This window comes from Thiovibrio sp. JS02, from assembly GCF_053485635.1.
The window spans coordinates 2,516,101-2,531,889 of sequence record NZ_CM130715.1 but is presented as its reverse complement, the minus strand read 5'-3'; the positions used below and the strand labels follow the sequence as shown (position 1 = coordinate 2,531,889).

At 60.5% G+C, this 15,789-nt stretch carries 10 protein-coding genes; 6 read left to right on the top strand and 4 right to left on the bottom strand.

Going from position 1 to position 15,789, the window contains the following annotated elements; all coding sequences use genetic code 11:
* Positions 1–3: 3 nt before the first annotated feature.
* Positions 4–2,073 (bottom strand): potassium-transporting ATPase subunit KdpB, encoded by a 2,070-nt coding sequence (gene kdpB, locus ACUUL3_RS11560; protein WP_448551519.1) that lies wholly within the window; start codon positions 2,071–2,073, stop codon positions 4–6.
* A gap of 3 nt (positions 2,074–2,076) precedes the next feature.
* Complete coding sequence (kdpA, locus tag ACUUL3_RS11555) at positions 2,077–3,858, bottom strand: potassium-transporting ATPase subunit KdpA (protein ID WP_448556472.1); 1,782 nt, start codon at positions 3,856–3,858, stop codon at positions 2,077–2,079.
* A gap of 284 nt (positions 3,859–4,142) precedes the next feature.
* Here kdpA and ACUUL3_RS11550 point away from each other — a divergent pair, with 284 nt between their 5' ends.
* From ACUUL3_RS11550 to ACUUL3_RS11525, 6 genes are all read left to right on the top strand, one after another.
* Complete coding sequence (locus tag ACUUL3_RS11550; protein WP_448551517.1) at positions 4,143–5,462, top strand: PhoH family protein; 1,320 nt, start codon at positions 4,143–4,145, stop codon at positions 5,460–5,462.
* Between the two features lie 114 nt (positions 5,463–5,576).
* Positions 5,577–6,638 carry a radical SAM protein gene (locus tag ACUUL3_RS11545; protein WP_448551515.1) on the top strand — a complete coding sequence of 354 codons (1,062 nt, stop codon included), beginning with the start codon at positions 5,577–5,579 and terminating at the stop codon, positions 6,636–6,638.
* Between the two features lie 101 nt (positions 6,639–6,739).
* Positions 6,740–7,777: a uroporphyrinogen decarboxylase gene (gene hemE / locus ACUUL3_RS11540; protein WP_448551513.1), complete on the top strand. Its 1,038-nt coding sequence runs from the start codon at positions 6,740–6,742 to the stop codon at positions 7,775–7,777.
* A 22-nt stretch (positions 7,778–7,799) separates the two neighbouring features.
* On the top strand, positions 7,800–8,384 hold the full coding sequence (locus tag ACUUL3_RS11535) for an HD domain-containing protein (protein WP_448551512.1): 585 nt from the start codon (positions 7,800–7,802) through the stop codon (positions 8,382–8,384).
* Positions 8,385–8,418: 34 nt separating this feature from the next.
* Positions 8,419–9,402, top strand: coding sequence for a ferrochelatase (gene hemH, locus ACUUL3_RS11530; RefSeq protein WP_448551510.1), 984 nt, complete (start codon positions 8,419–8,421; stop codon positions 9,400–9,402).
* Positions 9,403–9,923: 521 nt separating this feature from the next.
* Complete coding sequence (locus tag ACUUL3_RS11525; protein ID WP_448551507.1) at positions 9,924–11,981, top strand: sigma 54-interacting transcriptional regulator; 2,058 nt, start codon at positions 9,924–9,926, stop codon at positions 11,979–11,981.
* Between the two features lie 94 nt (positions 11,982–12,075).
* Here the strand turns inward: ACUUL3_RS11525 and ACUUL3_RS11520 are convergent, their stop codons facing one another.
* Both ACUUL3_RS11520 and ACUUL3_RS11515 read right to left on the bottom strand, forming a co-directional pair.
* A complete protein-coding gene (locus ACUUL3_RS11520; protein WP_448551505.1) occupies positions 12,076–14,010 on the bottom strand; it encodes a sensor histidine kinase in 1,935 nt (644 codons plus the stop codon).
* 66 nt (positions 14,011–14,076) lie between these two features.
* Complete coding sequence (locus tag ACUUL3_RS11515) at positions 14,077–15,789, bottom strand: diguanylate cyclase domain-containing protein (RefSeq protein WP_448551503.1); 1,713 nt, start codon at positions 15,787–15,789, stop codon at positions 14,077–14,079.

Here is a 15,789-nt window from a genome sequence, read left to right as displayed (position 1 = left end):
TCATTATACAAATAAACCGATCATCAGGTCGATGGCTTTGATGCCGGCAAAAGGCACGACGATGCCGCCCGCCCCGTAGATCATCAGGTTCGTGATCAGGAGCTTTTCCGCCGGCAGGGGACGGAATCTGGTGCCTCCGAGGGCCAGCGGCACCAGAAAGGGGATGATCAGGGCGTTGAAGATCACCGCCGAGAGGATGGCGCTCTCCGGGCTGGCCAGGTGCATGACGTTGAGCGCTCCCAGCTGGGGGTAAATGGAGACGAGCGCCGCCGGTACGATGGCAAAGTACTTGGCGATGTCGTTGGAGATACTGAAGGTGGTGAGATTGCCCCGGGTCATCAGGATCTGCTTGCCCACCTCGACGATGTCCAGGAGCTTGGTGGGGTTGGAGTCCAGATCGATGAGGTTGGCGGCTTCCCGGGCCGGCTGGGTGCCGGTGTTCATGGCCACGGCCACGTCGGCCTGGGCCAGGGCCGGGGCGTCGTTGGTGCCGTCGCCGGTCATGGCCACCATGAAGCCGGCCTCCTGACTCTCCTTGATCAAGCGCAGCTTGTCCTCCGGCTTGGCCTGGGCCAGAAAGTCGTCAACTTGCGCCTCCGCGGCGATGGCCGCGGCGGTGAGCGGATTGTCGCCGGTGATCATCACGGTTTTGATTCCCATGGCCCGCAGTTGTCGAAAGCGCGCCTGGATGCCGCTCTTGACGATGTCCTTGAGGTTGATCACCCCCAAGATCCGGGTGTCGCAACAGACCACCAGCGGGGTGGCGCCGGCCCGGGCGACGCGATCGGCCACCTGGCTCAGCTCGGCGGGAATGGAATCCCCGCCCAGGGCGCGGACAAAGGCGACCAGGGAATCGGCCGCGCCCTTGCGGTACTGCTTTCCTGCCGTGTTCAGGCCGGAGAGCCGGGTTCCGGCGGTGAATTCCACCGGTTCGGCGTCGGCGGGCATCTGCTGTCGGGGCAATTGAAAGCGTTGCTCGGCCAGGGCCACGATGCTCCTGCCCTCCGGAGTTTCATCGGCCAGGGAGGTGATCAGGGCCGCCTCTGCCACCTCGCGCTCGGTGTGGCTGCCCACCGGGATGAACTCCACCGCCTCCCGGCTGCCGTGGGTGATGGTGCCGGTCTTGTCCAGGAGGAGCACGTTGACGTCGCCCGCCGCCTCGATGGCCCGGCCGGAAAGGGCGATGACATTTTTCTGGAACAAGCGGTCCATGCCGGCTATGCCGATGGCAGGCAGGAGCGCGGCGATGGTGGTCGGCGCCAGGCAGACGAAGAGGGCCACCAGCACGGTGAGCGATACCGGGACGCCATGGCCGGTGGTCGAGACGCTGTAGATGGAGAGGGGGCTGATGTTGATGCAGACCAGCAGGAAGACCAGGGTGAGAGCGATGAGCAGCACCTCCAGGGCCACCTCGTTGGGGGTCTTGCGTCGTCTTGCCCCTTCGATGAGGGAGATCATGCGGTCGAGGAAAGTTTCGCCGGGATCAACGGTGATCCGCACCACCACGGTGCCGGAAACCACGGTGGTGCCGCCGGTCACCGCGCTGCGGTCGCCGCCGGACTCGCGCACCACCGGAGCGGATTCGCCGGTTACCGCCGATTCGTTGACCAGGGCGGCGCCGGAAACGATCTCGCCGTCGCCGGCAATGATCTCGTTGGCTTCCACCAGGATGTGGTTCCCTTTGCGGAGCTGGCTGGCGCTCGTTGCGCTGACGGGACCGGCGGGGTCAGCGGTGGACAGCAGTCTGGCCATCACCTCGGTGCGCGACTTGCGCAGGGATGCGGCCCGGGCCTTGCCCCGTCCCTCGGCCAGCGCTTCGGCAAAGGTGGCGAAGAGCACGGTCAGCCAGAGCCAGACCGAGACCTGGCCGGTGAACCAGGCCGGCTCCCGGCCCGGGCCGGCGAGCGACAAGGTGAAGGTGATCACCGTGATGAAGCCGGCGATTTCCACGCAGAGCAGTACCGGGTTGCGCCACAGCAGGCGCGGATCGAGCTTTTTGACGGAGTCGAGGAGCGCGGTACGAAGCAGGGTAGGGTCAAAGAGCGATTTCCGTTCGGGAAGGTGTCTGGACATGGTTCAGTTTCCTCCGGTCATGGAAAGATGTTCGGCGATTGGCCCCAGGGCCAGGGCCGGGAAAAAGGTGAGCGCCCCCACGATGAGGATGACCAGGGTCAGCCAGAAGGCAAAGGGGAATCTGTCGGTGGGCAGGGTGCCCAGGCTGGGGGGGACGTATTTCTTTCCGGCCAGGCCGCCGGCCATGGCCAGCACCGCCATGGCCGGAGCATAGCGGCCGATCAGCATGGCCAGCGCGCCCAGCAGGTTGTAAAAAATTGTGTTGCCGGCAAGGCCCGCGAAACCGCTGCCGTTGTTGTTGGCCATGGAGGCGAAGGCATAGAGCACCTCGCTCAGGCCGTGCGCGCCGGGATTGGCCATGGAAGCCGTGGCGGCCGGGGTGAGCATGGCCAGGCCGGAGAGGATCAGCACCACCACTCCGGCCACGAGGATGATGACGATGGCCATCCACATCTCCCGCACCTCGATCTTTTTGCCCAGGTATTCTGGAGTGCGGCCGATCATCAGGCCGGAGACAAAGACGGCGATGACGGCAAAGGCCAGCATGGTGTAAAGTCCGGATCCCACCCCGCCGAAGACGATCTCGCCCAGCAGGATCAGGGAGAGGGGGACCAGCCCGCCCAGCGGGGTAAGGGAGTCGTGCATGGCGGTGACCGCGCCGCAGGAGGTGGCGGTGGTGGCCACCTCGAACATGTTGCTGCCGGCCAGGCCGAAACGGAGCTCCTTGCCTTCCAGATTGCCTCCCATGAGCCCCATTTTCTGCAGCATGGGGGTGGAGAGCGATTCACTGGCGTGGAGCACGCCGAAAGCGGCGATGAACAGGAAGAGCATCACCCCCAGGAGCGCCCGCCCCTGTCCGGGGTTGCCCACCATCACCCCGAAGGTGCGGGTGAGCGCCGTCGGAATCAGCAGGATGAGCAGCACCTCCATGAAGTTGGAGAGCGGAGTGGGGTTCTCAAAGGGGTGGGCCGCATTGGCGTTGAAAAAACCGCCGCCGTTGGTGCCCAATTCCTTGATCGCCTCCTGGGAGGCCACCGGCCCCATGGGGATGACGGCCTCCCGCGCTGTCACCGTCTCGGTGCGCGGCCTGCCGGGCCGGTCCGGCATGGGGTTGCCCGGTTCGTCCAGTTTCGGCTTGGCGATGCTGGTTTCCTGGGTAAGCAGCACGGTTTTATAGCTGCTGAAGTTCTGGATCACCCCCTGGGAGGCCAGAAAGACGGCGCCGAGCAGCGACAGCGGCAGGAGGATGTAAAGGACGGAGCGGGTCAGGTCCACCCAGAGGTTGCCGATGGTTGCGGCGGTGCGCCGAACAAAGCCGCGAATGAGCGCCACGACGATGGCCATGCCGCTGGCGGCGGAAACAAAGTTGTGCACCGTCAGCCCAGCCATCTGGGTGAAGTAGCTGAGGGTGGATTCGCCCGCATAGTTCTGCCAGTTGGTGTTGGTGACAAAACTCACCGCGGTGTTCATGGCCAGAGGCCAGGGGAGGCCCGGCAACCTTTGGGGATTGAAGGGCAGGACGGGCTGGGCCAGCAGCATGGCAAACAGGGTCAGGAAGAGTATGAGGTTAAGGAGCAGCAGAGCCAGTGCATAACGCTGCCAGCCCATCTCGTCGTTCGGCTCCACCCCGCAGACGCGATAGCAGAAGTTTTCGCAGGGAGCGAGGACTGGGGTGAGAAAGGTGCGCTCCCCGCGGTATACCCGGGCCATGAAGGTGCCCAGGGGGTGGGCAAGCAGCAGCGAGACGGCAAGCAGCCCGAAAAATTGGAACAGGTCGTTTAGCATGGCCATGGCAGATCTGTTTCCTCCTGGTGAATGTTTCGGACCGCCACTGCACGGGGCGGCGCGCTCTTCTCGGCGGTCATTATAGCACGGTCGTCGTCAAGGCGGGGTCAAAACGGAGGTCCGGGGCGTCAAGAATGTATCAAGGCGGCTGGTATCATTTTCCTTGCCAAAAAACGTTTCAACGGGCTAATTTGCCTGGAGATGCTTTCCTCCCTTCCGCCGCATATTCGATGCTTCCCAGCTGGCCGCCTTCGGCTGTCGCACACCCTTATCCGGAGTATTGCGTGAAAAAATTCTTCGTCCTGGATACCAACGTTCTCCTGCACAATGCCGACTCCATCATCTCCTTCGCCGACAACACCGTGGTGCTGCCCATGTCGGTGATCGAGGAACTGGACAAGTTCAAGAGCCACAACGACGAACTGGGCCGCAATGCCCGCCATGTGATCCGGCAGCTCGACTCCCTGCGCACCAAGGGCAGGCTTGCCGACGGCGTGCCCATGGAGAACGGCGGCACCCTGATGATTTTCACCGAAACCGGCAAATGCGTCGATCCCGGCCTCGACATGCATGTGCCGGACAACCGGATCCTGGCCGTGGCCTATACCCTGTTAAAGAAAGGAGAGAAGGTCATCTTTGTCTCCAAGGACATCAATGCCCGCCTGAAAGCGGACGCCCTGGGCATCGAGGTCATGGATTTCGAAAAGCAGAAGGTGAATATCGACGAACTGTACCGCGGCCAGCGGGAGGTGCTGGTGCCCGGCAGCGTGGTCAACGAGTTCTATCAGAAGAAGCTGGTGGAAACCGAGGGCCTTGACCTGATGCCCAATGAGTTTGTCCTCCTGCGCGATGACAACGACGAAAAGCACACCGCCCTGACCCGGGCCGTGGACGGAACCACCCTGGGCCCTTTGCGTGAAGAGTATGAAATGGTCTGGAATGTCCGGCCGCGCAGCAAGGAGCAGCGCATGGCCTTTGAGTTGCTCATGGATCCGTCCATCCAGCTGGTGACCCTGGTGGGACAGGCCGGCACCGGCAAGACCCTGCTGGCCCTGGCCGCCGCCCTGGAGTGCACCATCACCCTGAAGCGCTTTGACCGCATCCTGGTCTCCCGGCCCATCATCCCATTGGGCAAGGACCTCGGCTACATGCCCGGCGATAAGGACGAAAAGCTGGCCCACTGGATGCAACCCATCTTCGACAATCTCACCTACCTGATGAGCGACGGCAGCAAGCGCAAGGATCAGGAAAAGGACGAATCAGGCAAACAGAAGGTGGACAAGCTCTTGAACTCCCATCTGGTGGAGATGGAGGCGCTCACCTATATCCGGGGCCGCTCCATACCCAGGCAGTTCGTCATTGTCGACGAGGCGCAGAACCTGACTCCCCACGAGGTGAAAACCATCATCAGCCGTGCTGGGGAAGGCACCAAGATGGTGCTCACCGGCGATCCCTACCAGATCGACAACCCCTATCTTGACACCAGCAGCAATGGCCTGACCTATACGGTGGAGCGCCTGAAGCACCAGAAGTTGCACGGCCATGTCACCCTGCTGAAAAGCGAGCGCAGTGTCCTGGCCGCCGCGGCCGCCGACTTCCTGTGAGGTCATTTTATTTGGGAACGAAACGGGCGCGCGGATGTCTTATGAAAAAGGGCCCGGCCCGAAACCCTTTCGGGTATTTTCTGGTCTTTGTGGAAAAAAAATTGAGGAGCCGCCGTGGATTTTGAACCGAAATGGATAGCCTGGGAGATCACCCGCCGCTGTAATCTCAAATGTGTGCACTGCCGCTCCTCCTCGGAGCTTGAGGCGAAGGGGCACCCTGATTTCCCCTTTGCCGAGGCCACCCGGGTGCTCGACGACATCGCCTCCTATGCCGCGCCGGTGGTGGTGCTCTCCGGCGGGGAACCGCTTCTGCGGCCTGATGTTTTCGAGATCGCCGCCTACGGAACGCGGAAGGGACTGCGCATGTGCCTGGCCACCAACGGCACCCTGGTGACTCAGGAAATCTGCGACAAGATCAAGGCGGCCGGCATCCGCATGGTTTCCTTGAGTCTGGACGGCGCAAGCGCGGAGGTGCATGACAACTTCCGCAACCAGCCCGGCGCCTTTGCCGGCACCCTCAATGCGGCCCGGCTTTTTCGCGAGAACGCCATCCCCTTTCTGATCAATTCCTCCTTCACCAAGCGCAATCAGGACGAGATTCCGAAGATCTACAAACTGGCCAAGGAACTGGGGGCCACGGCCTGGTACATGTTCATGATCGTCCCCACCGGCCGTGGGGAAGAGATCATGGATGAGCTGATCTCGCCTGCGGATTACGAAAAGCTTCTGGAATGGCATTACGAGATGGAGAAGGACGAGCACGATCTCCTGGTCCGACCCACCTGCGCGCCCAACTATTACCGGGTGGTGCTGCAAAAGGCCAAGGAGCAGGGCGATGATTTCAAGCGCAGGACCCTGCAGTTCTCCACCGGCGGCTCCAAGGGCTGTCTGGCCGGCCAGCTGATCTCTTTGATCGATGTGGACGGCAATGTTCTGCCCTGCAGCTATTTCCCCATGGCGGCCGGCAATATCCGGGAGAAATCCTTCAAGGAGATCTGGGAGCGGTCCGAACTCTTCCATGATCTGCGCAATTTCAAGGCCTACAAGGGGCGCTGCGGCTCCTGCGAGTATGTCAATGTTTGCGGCGGTTGTCGGGCCCGCGCCTATGCGGTTTCCGGCGATTACATGGCCGAGGAGCCTTTTTGCACCTATGTGCCGAAGAAAATGAAGAATTAAGGGTTCAGAATGAAGAAGGGCGGGAGGCGGAAGCCGATGACCTGCTTTCTCCCTTGGCGCTGTTTTCCCTCTCATTTTGAGCTCCCCAACTGGAGGAAGTGATGAACAATACCTTTTTGAAGGCTTGCCGCGGCGAAGCGGTTGATTATACCCCGGTCTGGCTCATGCGGCAGGCGGGCCGCTACCTGCCCGAATACCATGCGGTCCGCAGCAAATACACCTTTCTGGAGATGTGCAAGACCCCGGAGGCCGCGGCCGAAGTGACCATTCAGCCCGTCGATATCCTCGGGGTGGATGCGGCCATCCTTTTCTCCGATATCCTGGTGCCGCTGGAGAAGATGGGTACTCCCCTGGAGTTTCACGAAAAACGGGGCCCGGTCTTTCCCGAGCCGATCCGGGACCGGGCCGCCGTGGCCAGGCTGCACGTGCCGGAGCCGGAGACGGAACTGCCCTACGTGCTCGAAACCATCCGCATCCTCCGGCGGGAGCTGGCCGGCCGCGTCCCCCTCATCGGCTTCTCCGGGGCGCCCTTTACCCTGGCCACCTATCTGATCGAAGGGGGCTCCTCCAAGAATTATTTTCTCACCAAGAAAATGATGTATACCGATCCTGCGCTGTACCGGGATCTGCTCGTGAAGATCACCGATTGCACCATCGAGTACCTTGCCGCCCAGGCCGCTGCCGGAGCCCAGGCCCTGCAGATCTTCGATTCCTGGGCCGGCGTGCTCGCGCCCAACGATTTCGCGGAATTCGCCATCCCTTACGTAAAACGGATCATCAGCACCCTGAAAGAACGCGGCGTTACGGTGCCCATCATCTATTTCGCCAACAACGGCGCCACCCTGCTCCCCCAGTCCCTTGAGAGCGGCGCCGATGTTCTGGGGCTTGACTGGCGTATCCGCCTCGACGATGCGGTCAGGGTGGTGGGGCAAAAGGTTTCGCTCCAGGGCAACATGGACCCCATCGCCCTTCTGTTGCCGCCGGCAAAGATGGAAGCGCTGATCCGCGATATCCTCGATCAGGCCAGGGGGGCGCGGGGCCATATCTTCAACCTCGGCCACGGCATCGTGCCGGAGATTCCGCCGGAGCAGGCCAGGTTCTTTGTCGAGACCGTGCATCGGCTCAGCAAAAGGCAGTAACGACCGACGGGTGGCGAGGAGAATGATTCCGTCTGTCAGTCAATGTTTGGCGCTCATGGAGCAGTATGCCATGCTCGCCAATATCCGGGAGCATTCCCTGATGGTCGGCCGGGTTGCCGGCCTCATCGCCCGAGGGGTGGCCCAGGCCGGCTGGGCCGTTTCGCCGGAGCTGGTGGTGAGCGGGGCGCTTTTGCACGATATCGCCAAAACCGCCTCCCTGGGCAAGGATCTGCGCCATGACCAACTGGGCCGGGAGATCTGCCTTGCGCATGGCTTTCACGAGCTGGCCGACATCGTGGCCGAGCATGTGGTCCTGAAAGGCGGGGTGCCGCAACCCTGCTGCACGGAAAAGGAGATCGTCTATTACGCGGACAAACGGGTGCTGCATGATGCGGTCGTCGATCTTGAGGCGCGGCTGGACTATATCATCGAGCGTTACGGGAACGGCGACGAGGCGCTTCATGCCCGGATCCGCGGGAACTTCATCCAGGCCCATGCGATAGAGGCGCGGCTCTTCGCGGTGCTGCCCTTTGCCCCGCGGGATCTGGCGGGTCTGGTTCAGGAGTATCCTCTCTTCGCGGAGGCGGAGGAGATTTCCCCCTTTTAATTCGATTCGCGCTTCTCAGGCGCATGGGATTCGCATGAGTGATCAGCAGAGCAGGGAAACCATCGGCGTCATCCTTTTAAACCTCGGCGGGCCCGACACCCTGGAGGATGTGGAACCCTTTCTTTTCAATCTTTTTTCCGACCGCAAGATCATCCGCCTTTCCCCCTTTCCTTTTCTGCAGAAGTTCATTGCCGCGCGGATCGCGAAAAAACGGGCGCCGAAGAGCCGTGAGGCTTACCGGCTCATCGGCGGCGGTTCCCCCCTGGCAAGGATCACCGCGGCCCAGGGCCATGCCCTGGAAGATGTTCTGGCCGCGGCCGGCTCCTTCAAGGTGCGCATGGCCATGCGGTACTGGTACCCCAAGGCCGAGGAGACCCTGCGGATGTTTGCCCAGGCCGGGATCAGCAAGGTGGTGGCCCTGACCCTCTATCCCCACTATTCCGTGGCCACCACCGGCTCCTCCCTCGATGACCTGCGGAAGGCCGCGCAGGCTGCGCAGCCCCCCTTTGCCATGGCCGAGGTGCGTCAGTGGCCGGAACAGCCCGAGTATGTCCTCTGTCTGGCTGACTCGATCAGGGCGGGTTTGCATGCCTTTGGCAACGAGAAGGTGGAGCTTGTCTACAGCGCCCACAGCCTGCCGCTCAAGTTCATCGAAGAGGGCGACCCCTACCTCGACCAGATCAAACAGACTCTCCGGGCGGTCGAGGCCCTGACCGGGGTGCAGGGCCATCTCTGCTTCCAGAGCAGAAGCGGACCGGTCCAGTGGCTTTCCCCCTCCACCCCGGATATGCTCAAAACCCTTGCCGCCCATGGCTGCAAAAATATCCTCATGGTGCCGATCAGTTTTGTTTCCGATCATGTGGAAACCCTTTACGAAATCGATATCCTTTATAAGGATCAGGCCAGGAACCTCGGCATGCGTCTTGTCCGCACCGCTTCCCTCAACACCGATCCCCTCTTCATCAAAGGGCTGACCACCCTGGTGCTGGATGCCTGCCGCCGGCAGGGCTGGCTCTGATTGCTCTCCGCTGTTCCGACCCTCCCGGTTCTGGTCGCGCTTTTCTCCCTGCCTAGCGGGTGAAAGGCCGGCCACGACAAGATTTACGCCCATTTTTTCACGCCTGTCCCGTCAGTCCCTGAGGCCATCCGACCCTGCCAATCCCTGTTCGCCTGCTCATCGCGCTCAAAATCCCGTGTTGCTGCGGCATTTGGTCGCAGCAGCCATCGTCAGATCCTGAGGGGTCTCCGCCAAGAAAATGGTGGCCGCCTGCGCGATCTTGGCTGCGGATTGAAACTTTTTTTCATTAAAACGGACAGATACGCATTTTTATCCCGGTGGTACCGTTCTTGCTATAACCCAAGGTATCGAAAAAACAGACCGGCTGTTTTGCGTGGCGCCTGCCTCCTCAGCCGGGCTGATTTTTTGCCTTCACCGGGTTTGCCAACGAAAGGAGGTGTCTCTGTTTTCTGCCGGCTAAAGGGTATGTTTACGGTGTTGTCGGTCTATCCACTCCATGCTGAACAAAAGAGATGAGGAAAATGAGAACAACACAAATGAACAGCAATGATCGTCGTTCCCTGGTTCGCATGCCGTTCAATCTCAAGTTTCGTGTCCGGGATGATTCCGGGAAGCAGACCTTTCATGCCACAAGCTGCGATATCCATCCCTGCGGGATTCAATTGGAAACCGATGCCCCGGTCGTGCCAAAGATGGATGTGGAACTCTGGCCGGAAGACAATATTCTGGACGCCTACTACGTGCACGGCGAGGTCTGCTGGGTCAAGGGGCTGAACGGCAACGGCAAGGTGCTGTGCGGGATCAATTTCAAGAGGAGGGTTGACTGGAATATCCCCTTGCCCGTTCTCACCAAGACCTACACCAGCCCCACCGGGGCCGGGGTCATGGCCTCCACGGATTTTATCCTCGACAGCATTGTCGACGGGGTTTTCAGCGTTGATCAAAACTGGCGGCTCACTTCCTTCAACCGGGCAGCGGAGGAGCTGACCGGCTGGAAGCGGGAAGACGCTCTCGGCAAGACCTGTAAGGAGGTTTTCAAGTCCAATTGTTGCGGCACGGAGTGCGTATTGGCCGAAAGCATCGATTCGCGACAGGCGGTGGAAAATAAATCCGTTTTTATCACCCATGCCAACGGCACGAGAATCGGCGCCACCATCAGCGCCACCCCGCTTCTGGACAAGGAGGGCAATGTGGTGGGAGGCGTCCAGGTCTTCCGCGGCACAAAGGCCTCCATACAGCGGGCCGTGATTCTCGACAACATTGCCGACGGGGTATTCACCGTGGACACCAACTGGCGGGTCACCTCCTTCAACAAGGCGGCGGAACGGATCACCGGCCTGCCGCGGGAGGTGGCCATCGGCAAGCCCTGCAGCGAGGTGTTCCATGCCAGCATCTGCGGCCAGAACTGCGCCATTGCGCACAGCATCAGCACCGGCAAGCCGGAGACCAACCGCTGCATTACCATTTGCAACGTGGATGGGGCCAGGGTGCCGGTGAGCATCTGCGCCGCGCCCATGTACGACAACAGCGGCAATCTGATCGGCGGAGTGGAGACCTTTCGTGATCTGCGCGTGGTCAAGGCCCTGCAGAAAAAACTCTTCCAGCGGGAACGGCTGGGCGACATGATCAGCAAGAGCGCGCCCATGAAGAAGATCTTCGATATCCTGCCCCAGATTGCCCAGAGCGAAAGCAACGTGCTGATTCTGGGCGAATCGGGAACCGGCAAGGAGCTGGTAGCCTGGTCCTTGCACCAGATGAGCGATAGGGGTAAGGGCCCCTTTGTTGCCGTCAACTGCGGGGCCCTGCCGGACACGCTCCTGGAATCGGAGCTTTTCGGCTGCAAGGCCGGTGCCTATACCGACGCCAAGCAGGATCGGCAGGGCCGTTTTGCCGCTGCCGAGGGCGGCACCCTTTTTCTCGACGAGATCGGCGATATTTCGCCGGCCATGCAGGTAAAGCTCCTCCGCGTTCTCGAAGCGAAATGCTATGAGCCCCTCGGCTCCAGCCGCACGGTGAAGGCCGATGTCCGCATCGTGGCCGCCACCAACCGGGATATCGAACTGCTGGTCCAGGAAGGAAAGTTCCGGGATGACCTCTTCTACCGACTGAACGTGGCCAGGCTGCTGCTGCCTTCCCTGCGCGAGCGCTCGGTGGACATCCCCCTTCTGGTGGAGCACTTCGTCGAAAAGCTCAACATGGAAAAAGACCGCGATATCGGCGGGGTGTCGGAAGAGGCCCTGCGGATTCTCATGGCCTATGATTTCCCCGGCAATATTCGCGAGCTGCAGAACATTATCGAATATGCTTTTATCCTCTGTCCGGGCGGGTTGATCCAGCCCGAGCATCTGCCCTCGCCTCTGGCCGCGCAACAGGGGCCGGCTTTGGGGGAGATGGATCTGAACAGCCCCTTGTCGCTGTCCGAAATAGAAAAGCGGGCCATTGCCAGCGCCTTGAGGCGCAACGGCTGGCGACGGATGGCAACCTGCAAGGAGCTTGGCATTTCCAAAGACACTCTGCGCAGAAAGATCGCCCAGTTCGGCCTGGAAGTGCAGCAGGTGGAAGAAGTTGAGGCGGCCTGAAATGGCCTGAGGCCTGAGCCGAGCGCCATCTGTTGTCCAGGGAGAAAAAAATCCTTGCCTCTGCCGCCGGTCGGCAAAGCGGCAAGGATTTTTTTTATGCCATCGGCGGCAGATCCTGCTGCGGCAGGGGCAGGGTAATGGTGAAGACCGCGCCGCCGGCCGGGTTGTTCGCGCCGGTGACGGTGCCGCCATGGTATTCGATGATCTTCCTGACGTTGGCCAGGCCGAGGCCGGTGCCGCCTTCGCGGGTGGTGAAGAAGGGCTGGAAGAGGCGGCCGATCTTCTCCTGATTGATTCCCGGGCCGCTGTCCTTGACCTGGATGGTGAGCTGCCGCTGCACGTCGGTCAGGGCGGCAAGGCTGGCCGTCACCTGCACGGTTCCCTCCCGGGGCGACCATTGGATGGCATTCAGGACCAGATTCGAGAAGGCCCGGGTGAAGAGTTCCACATCCACGGAAAAGGTGAGGGTGTCGCCGAGATTGTTGTTGATTTCCACCACCACGCCCTTGTCCTTTTTTTCCTGGGCTACGGCGATGAGAGTCTCCTGCATGAGCGCGGTGAAGCTGGTTTGGCTCGGCCTGAGCTGCAGCGGCTTGCCGTAGCTGAGCAGATCGTTCAGCATGGATTCCAGGCGCAGCGACTGCTGGCAGGTGATCTCGGCAAGCTCGGCGAAGTCCGGATCCTCCGCTGCCAGTTTCTGTTTGATGGCCTTCATGTTCATCTTTATGGATGAAAGCGGATTGCGCATCTCGTGGGCAATGCTTGAGGTGAGCTCGCCGATGGCCGCCAGCGAAGCGGTCTTGGCCAGGGCCCTTTCTATTTCGATCTTCTGCCGCATTTCCTCGCTTTTTTTCCGTTCGGTGATGTCGGTGGCGACACAGATCACCGCCGCCACCGTTTCCTCGGGGCCGTGCATGACCGAGCCGGAAAAGAGGACCGGTATCCTGGTGGCATCCCTTCTTGTTAAGCAGATTTCCAGATTGATGACGTCTTCACCCCTGCGCAGGGCGGCCAGGCCCTTTTTATCCATCTGTTGCATGGTCTCGGGGCAGACGAAATCGGTGAGCTGTCTGCCCAGAAGTTCCTGCTCGGGAAAAGCCAGGAGTTTCTGGGTGTTGTCGTTGACCTTGACAAGGGTCAAGGAGGGAGAGAGGACCATGAGACAGCCGGACATGTGTTTGATGATGTTGTCGACATAGTCCTTGGAAACCATGGTCTCCTTGAGCTGTTCCGTCATGCCCCAGAAGGAGGTGGCGAGGGTGTTGATCTCGTCATCCTCGTCGCCGCCGGGGGGGCGGCTGATCTCCTTGTTCTGGCCAAAGAGGGTAACCATCTGCTGGATCCGCGCCAGGGGGATGATCAGCTGGCGGTTGGCGAACCAGTGGCTGATGAGGGTGGCGCCGACGAGCACCAGTACAAAGAGAACGCCGAGAAAAACCGTGTTTCGCTGGGCATGGCGTCTTTCCTCTTGGATCCCCTGCCCCACGGTTTCGGTGAGGTGCTGGGAAAGGTTGTGAATGTCGTTGAAGAGCAGGGATTGCATGCTGCCGAGGCTCTGCACCTTTTTCTGCAGTTCCAGGGAAGTCTCGATGAACTGGGTCTGCAGGTATACCTCCGAAGCCAGTTGAGAAAATTCCAGATAGCGTTGCTGCAGGGCGTCGATGAGGGCGTTTTCGGTGGCGAAGACCGGATCCTGGGCAACGACGGCCTTCATCTGGTCAAGATGGTCGAGAATGGTGTTGCTGAGCCGGTTTCCCTGGATTGCCTGCTCGGCCTCGCCGGTCAGAAAGGCATCCTCGTATTTCCCTATCTGGGTTTTGAAGGTGTTGAGGGTGGCGTCGCTGTGCAGGGCCAGGGGCAGCTGGATGTTTTGCAGGTGTGCCAGCCGCAGGGCCTGCCTGCTGTTTGAGTAAAAGCTGGACAGGGTGGCGATGAAATATCCTGCCAGGGCGATGAGCACGCAGATCCAGACTTTGGTGCGGATGCTGCCGGCGCCGGGCAGACATTTGGGAAAACGAGGTTTCATCATGGTGTCACTGGTGAGTTGAGTAAAGGAGCGGAGCCGTTGTTGCGCGGCCTGGCTGAGATGTCGCGATCATGCGCTTTTCCCCTTGCAGTCAAACAGGGGCGTTGGGTTGCTCGGAACCCGGCGGAAAGTGTTGCGGCCGGCCTCCTTGGCAAGGTACATGGCCTGATCCGCCTTGGTCACCAGGGATTCCGTCTCCCTGCCGTTTTCAGGATAGATGCTGATGCCGATGCTCACCCCGATACTGTGGGTCTTTCCTTTGAGATTCAGGGGGATGGAGAGGCGGTTGATGATTTTTTTGGCAATGGTTTCCGCGTCGGTGGGCGACTGCAGCGCATTGAGGATGACCGTAAACTCGTCGCCGCCCATGCGCGCCACCGTGTCGCCCGCCCGGACCACTTCGTGAAGGCGGTTTGCCACGGTTTGCAGGACAAGATCGCCGACATCGTGGCCCAGGGTGTCGTTGATCGGCTTGAAGTTGTCCAGGTCGAGGTAGAGGAGGGCAAAAATCAGGGAGGATTCCGCGGCCTCTTTGATTGCTTTTTCCAGGCGTTCAAAGAAGAGGTTGCGGTTGGCAAGGCCGGTGAGGGCGTCGAAGTGGGCCATCTGCTTCAGCCGTTCCTCCGCGTTTTTCAGGTCGGTGATGTCGTTGAACACGCAGATGATCCCCTCGAGTTTTCCCTGTTCGTTGTGCATGGCCGCCCCGGAAAAATGGGAGGGAAAGTGTCTGCCCGCCTTGGTCCGGCAGAGGATTTCCATGTCTCTTACCGGCCCGTCCGCCACCAGTTTGTCGATGCTCTGCAGGCAGATGAGCTTGTCGTTGTCCGGGGTGAAAAGGAGCGAGACGCATTGGCCGATCAGTTCCGGCTCCCGGTAGCCGAACATTTCCAGGGTGCGTTGGTTCACGGTCTGGATCTTCCCGGCCGGGGTCACCACCACCAGGCCGCCGGCCATGTTGCGGATGATATTATCCACATATTTTTTGGAAACCGTGGTGACCTTGAGATTTTCGGTCATCTCCCAGAAGGCGCTGGCCAGTTGGCCGATTTCATCGGCCGGGTTGCCGATTTCCGGTTTGGTTATCTCCTGGGAGTGGGCCAGGAGCCGGATATTATCCTGAATCCTGGCGAGTGGCGTGATGAGGAGCCGGTGGGCCACCCGGTCGATGATCAGGGTGACCGAGAGGAGAACCAGAACAAAGAAGGTACCCAGAAAAAAGGTGTTGAAAAGGGATTTTCCCTTGTTGTTGTCGATTTCCTCAACAAAGGCCAGGGTCATGGTTTTGTCCAGGTTGGTGAACTCTTCGAGAAGCGTGCGTTGCGTCCGGCCGAGATGCTGGATGTTTTTTTGCAATTCCAGGGAAAACTCCACCTCCGCCACTTGGGTGTACACGGCCCGGGCAACCTGGCTGTAGGCCAGATATTCTTCCTTCAGACGGTCGAGATGCTCGGTGGAAACGGGTGGATGCGGGTATTTCCCGGCCATGTCATTGAGTTGCTCCAGGAGGGCAAGAACCTGGGAACTCAACGCATTCCCCTGGAAAGCCAGGTCGTTTTCTCCGGTCAGAAAGGCGTCTTCATAGCGTTCCGTCTGTTTTTTGAAGGTGTTCAGCAGGTTGTTCGCCACACTCACCAGGGGGAAATGCAGCTCTTTCAGATGGGAGAGGCGATTGTACTGGGTGAGGTTGGAGTAAAAGCCGGAAAGGGTGGCGACAAAGTAGCCGGCCAGGGCAACCGCGACGCAGAGCCAGATCTTTGACCGGATACTGCTTAATCGCTTCAT

What these genes read in the sequence shown, in the direction of transcription:
- kdpA (WP_448556472.1), bottom strand. Translation starts at nt 3,858, where the DNA reads ATGCTAAACGACCTGTTCCAATTTTTCGGGCTGCTTGCCGTCTCGCTG.
- hemH (WP_448551510.1), top strand. Translation starts at nt 8,419, where the DNA reads ATGAGTGATCAGCAGAGCAGGGAAACCATCGGCGTCATCCTTTTAAAC.
- ACUUL3_RS11535 (WP_448551512.1), top strand. Translation starts at nt 7,800, where the DNA reads ATGATTCCGTCTGTCAGTCAATGTTTGGCGCTCATGGAGCAGTATGCC.
- ACUUL3_RS11520 (WP_448551505.1), bottom strand. Translation starts at nt 14,010, where the DNA reads ATGATGAAACCTCGTTTTCCCAAATGTCTGCCCGGCGCCGGCAGCATC.
- ACUUL3_RS11515 (WP_448551503.1), bottom strand. Translation starts at nt 15,789, where the DNA reads ATGAAGCGATTAAGCAGTATCCGGTCAAAGATCTGGCTCTGCGTCGCG.
- hemE (WP_448551513.1), top strand. Translation starts at nt 6,740, where the DNA reads ATGAACAATACCTTTTTGAAGGCTTGCCGCGGCGAAGCGGTTGATTAT.
- kdpB (WP_448551519.1), bottom strand. Translation starts at nt 2,073, where the DNA reads ATGTCCAGACACCTTCCCGAACGGAAATCGCTCTTTGACCCTACCCTG.
- ACUUL3_RS11525 (WP_448551507.1), top strand. Translation starts at nt 9,924, where the DNA reads ATGAGAACAACACAAATGAACAGCAATGATCGTCGTTCCCTGGTTCGC.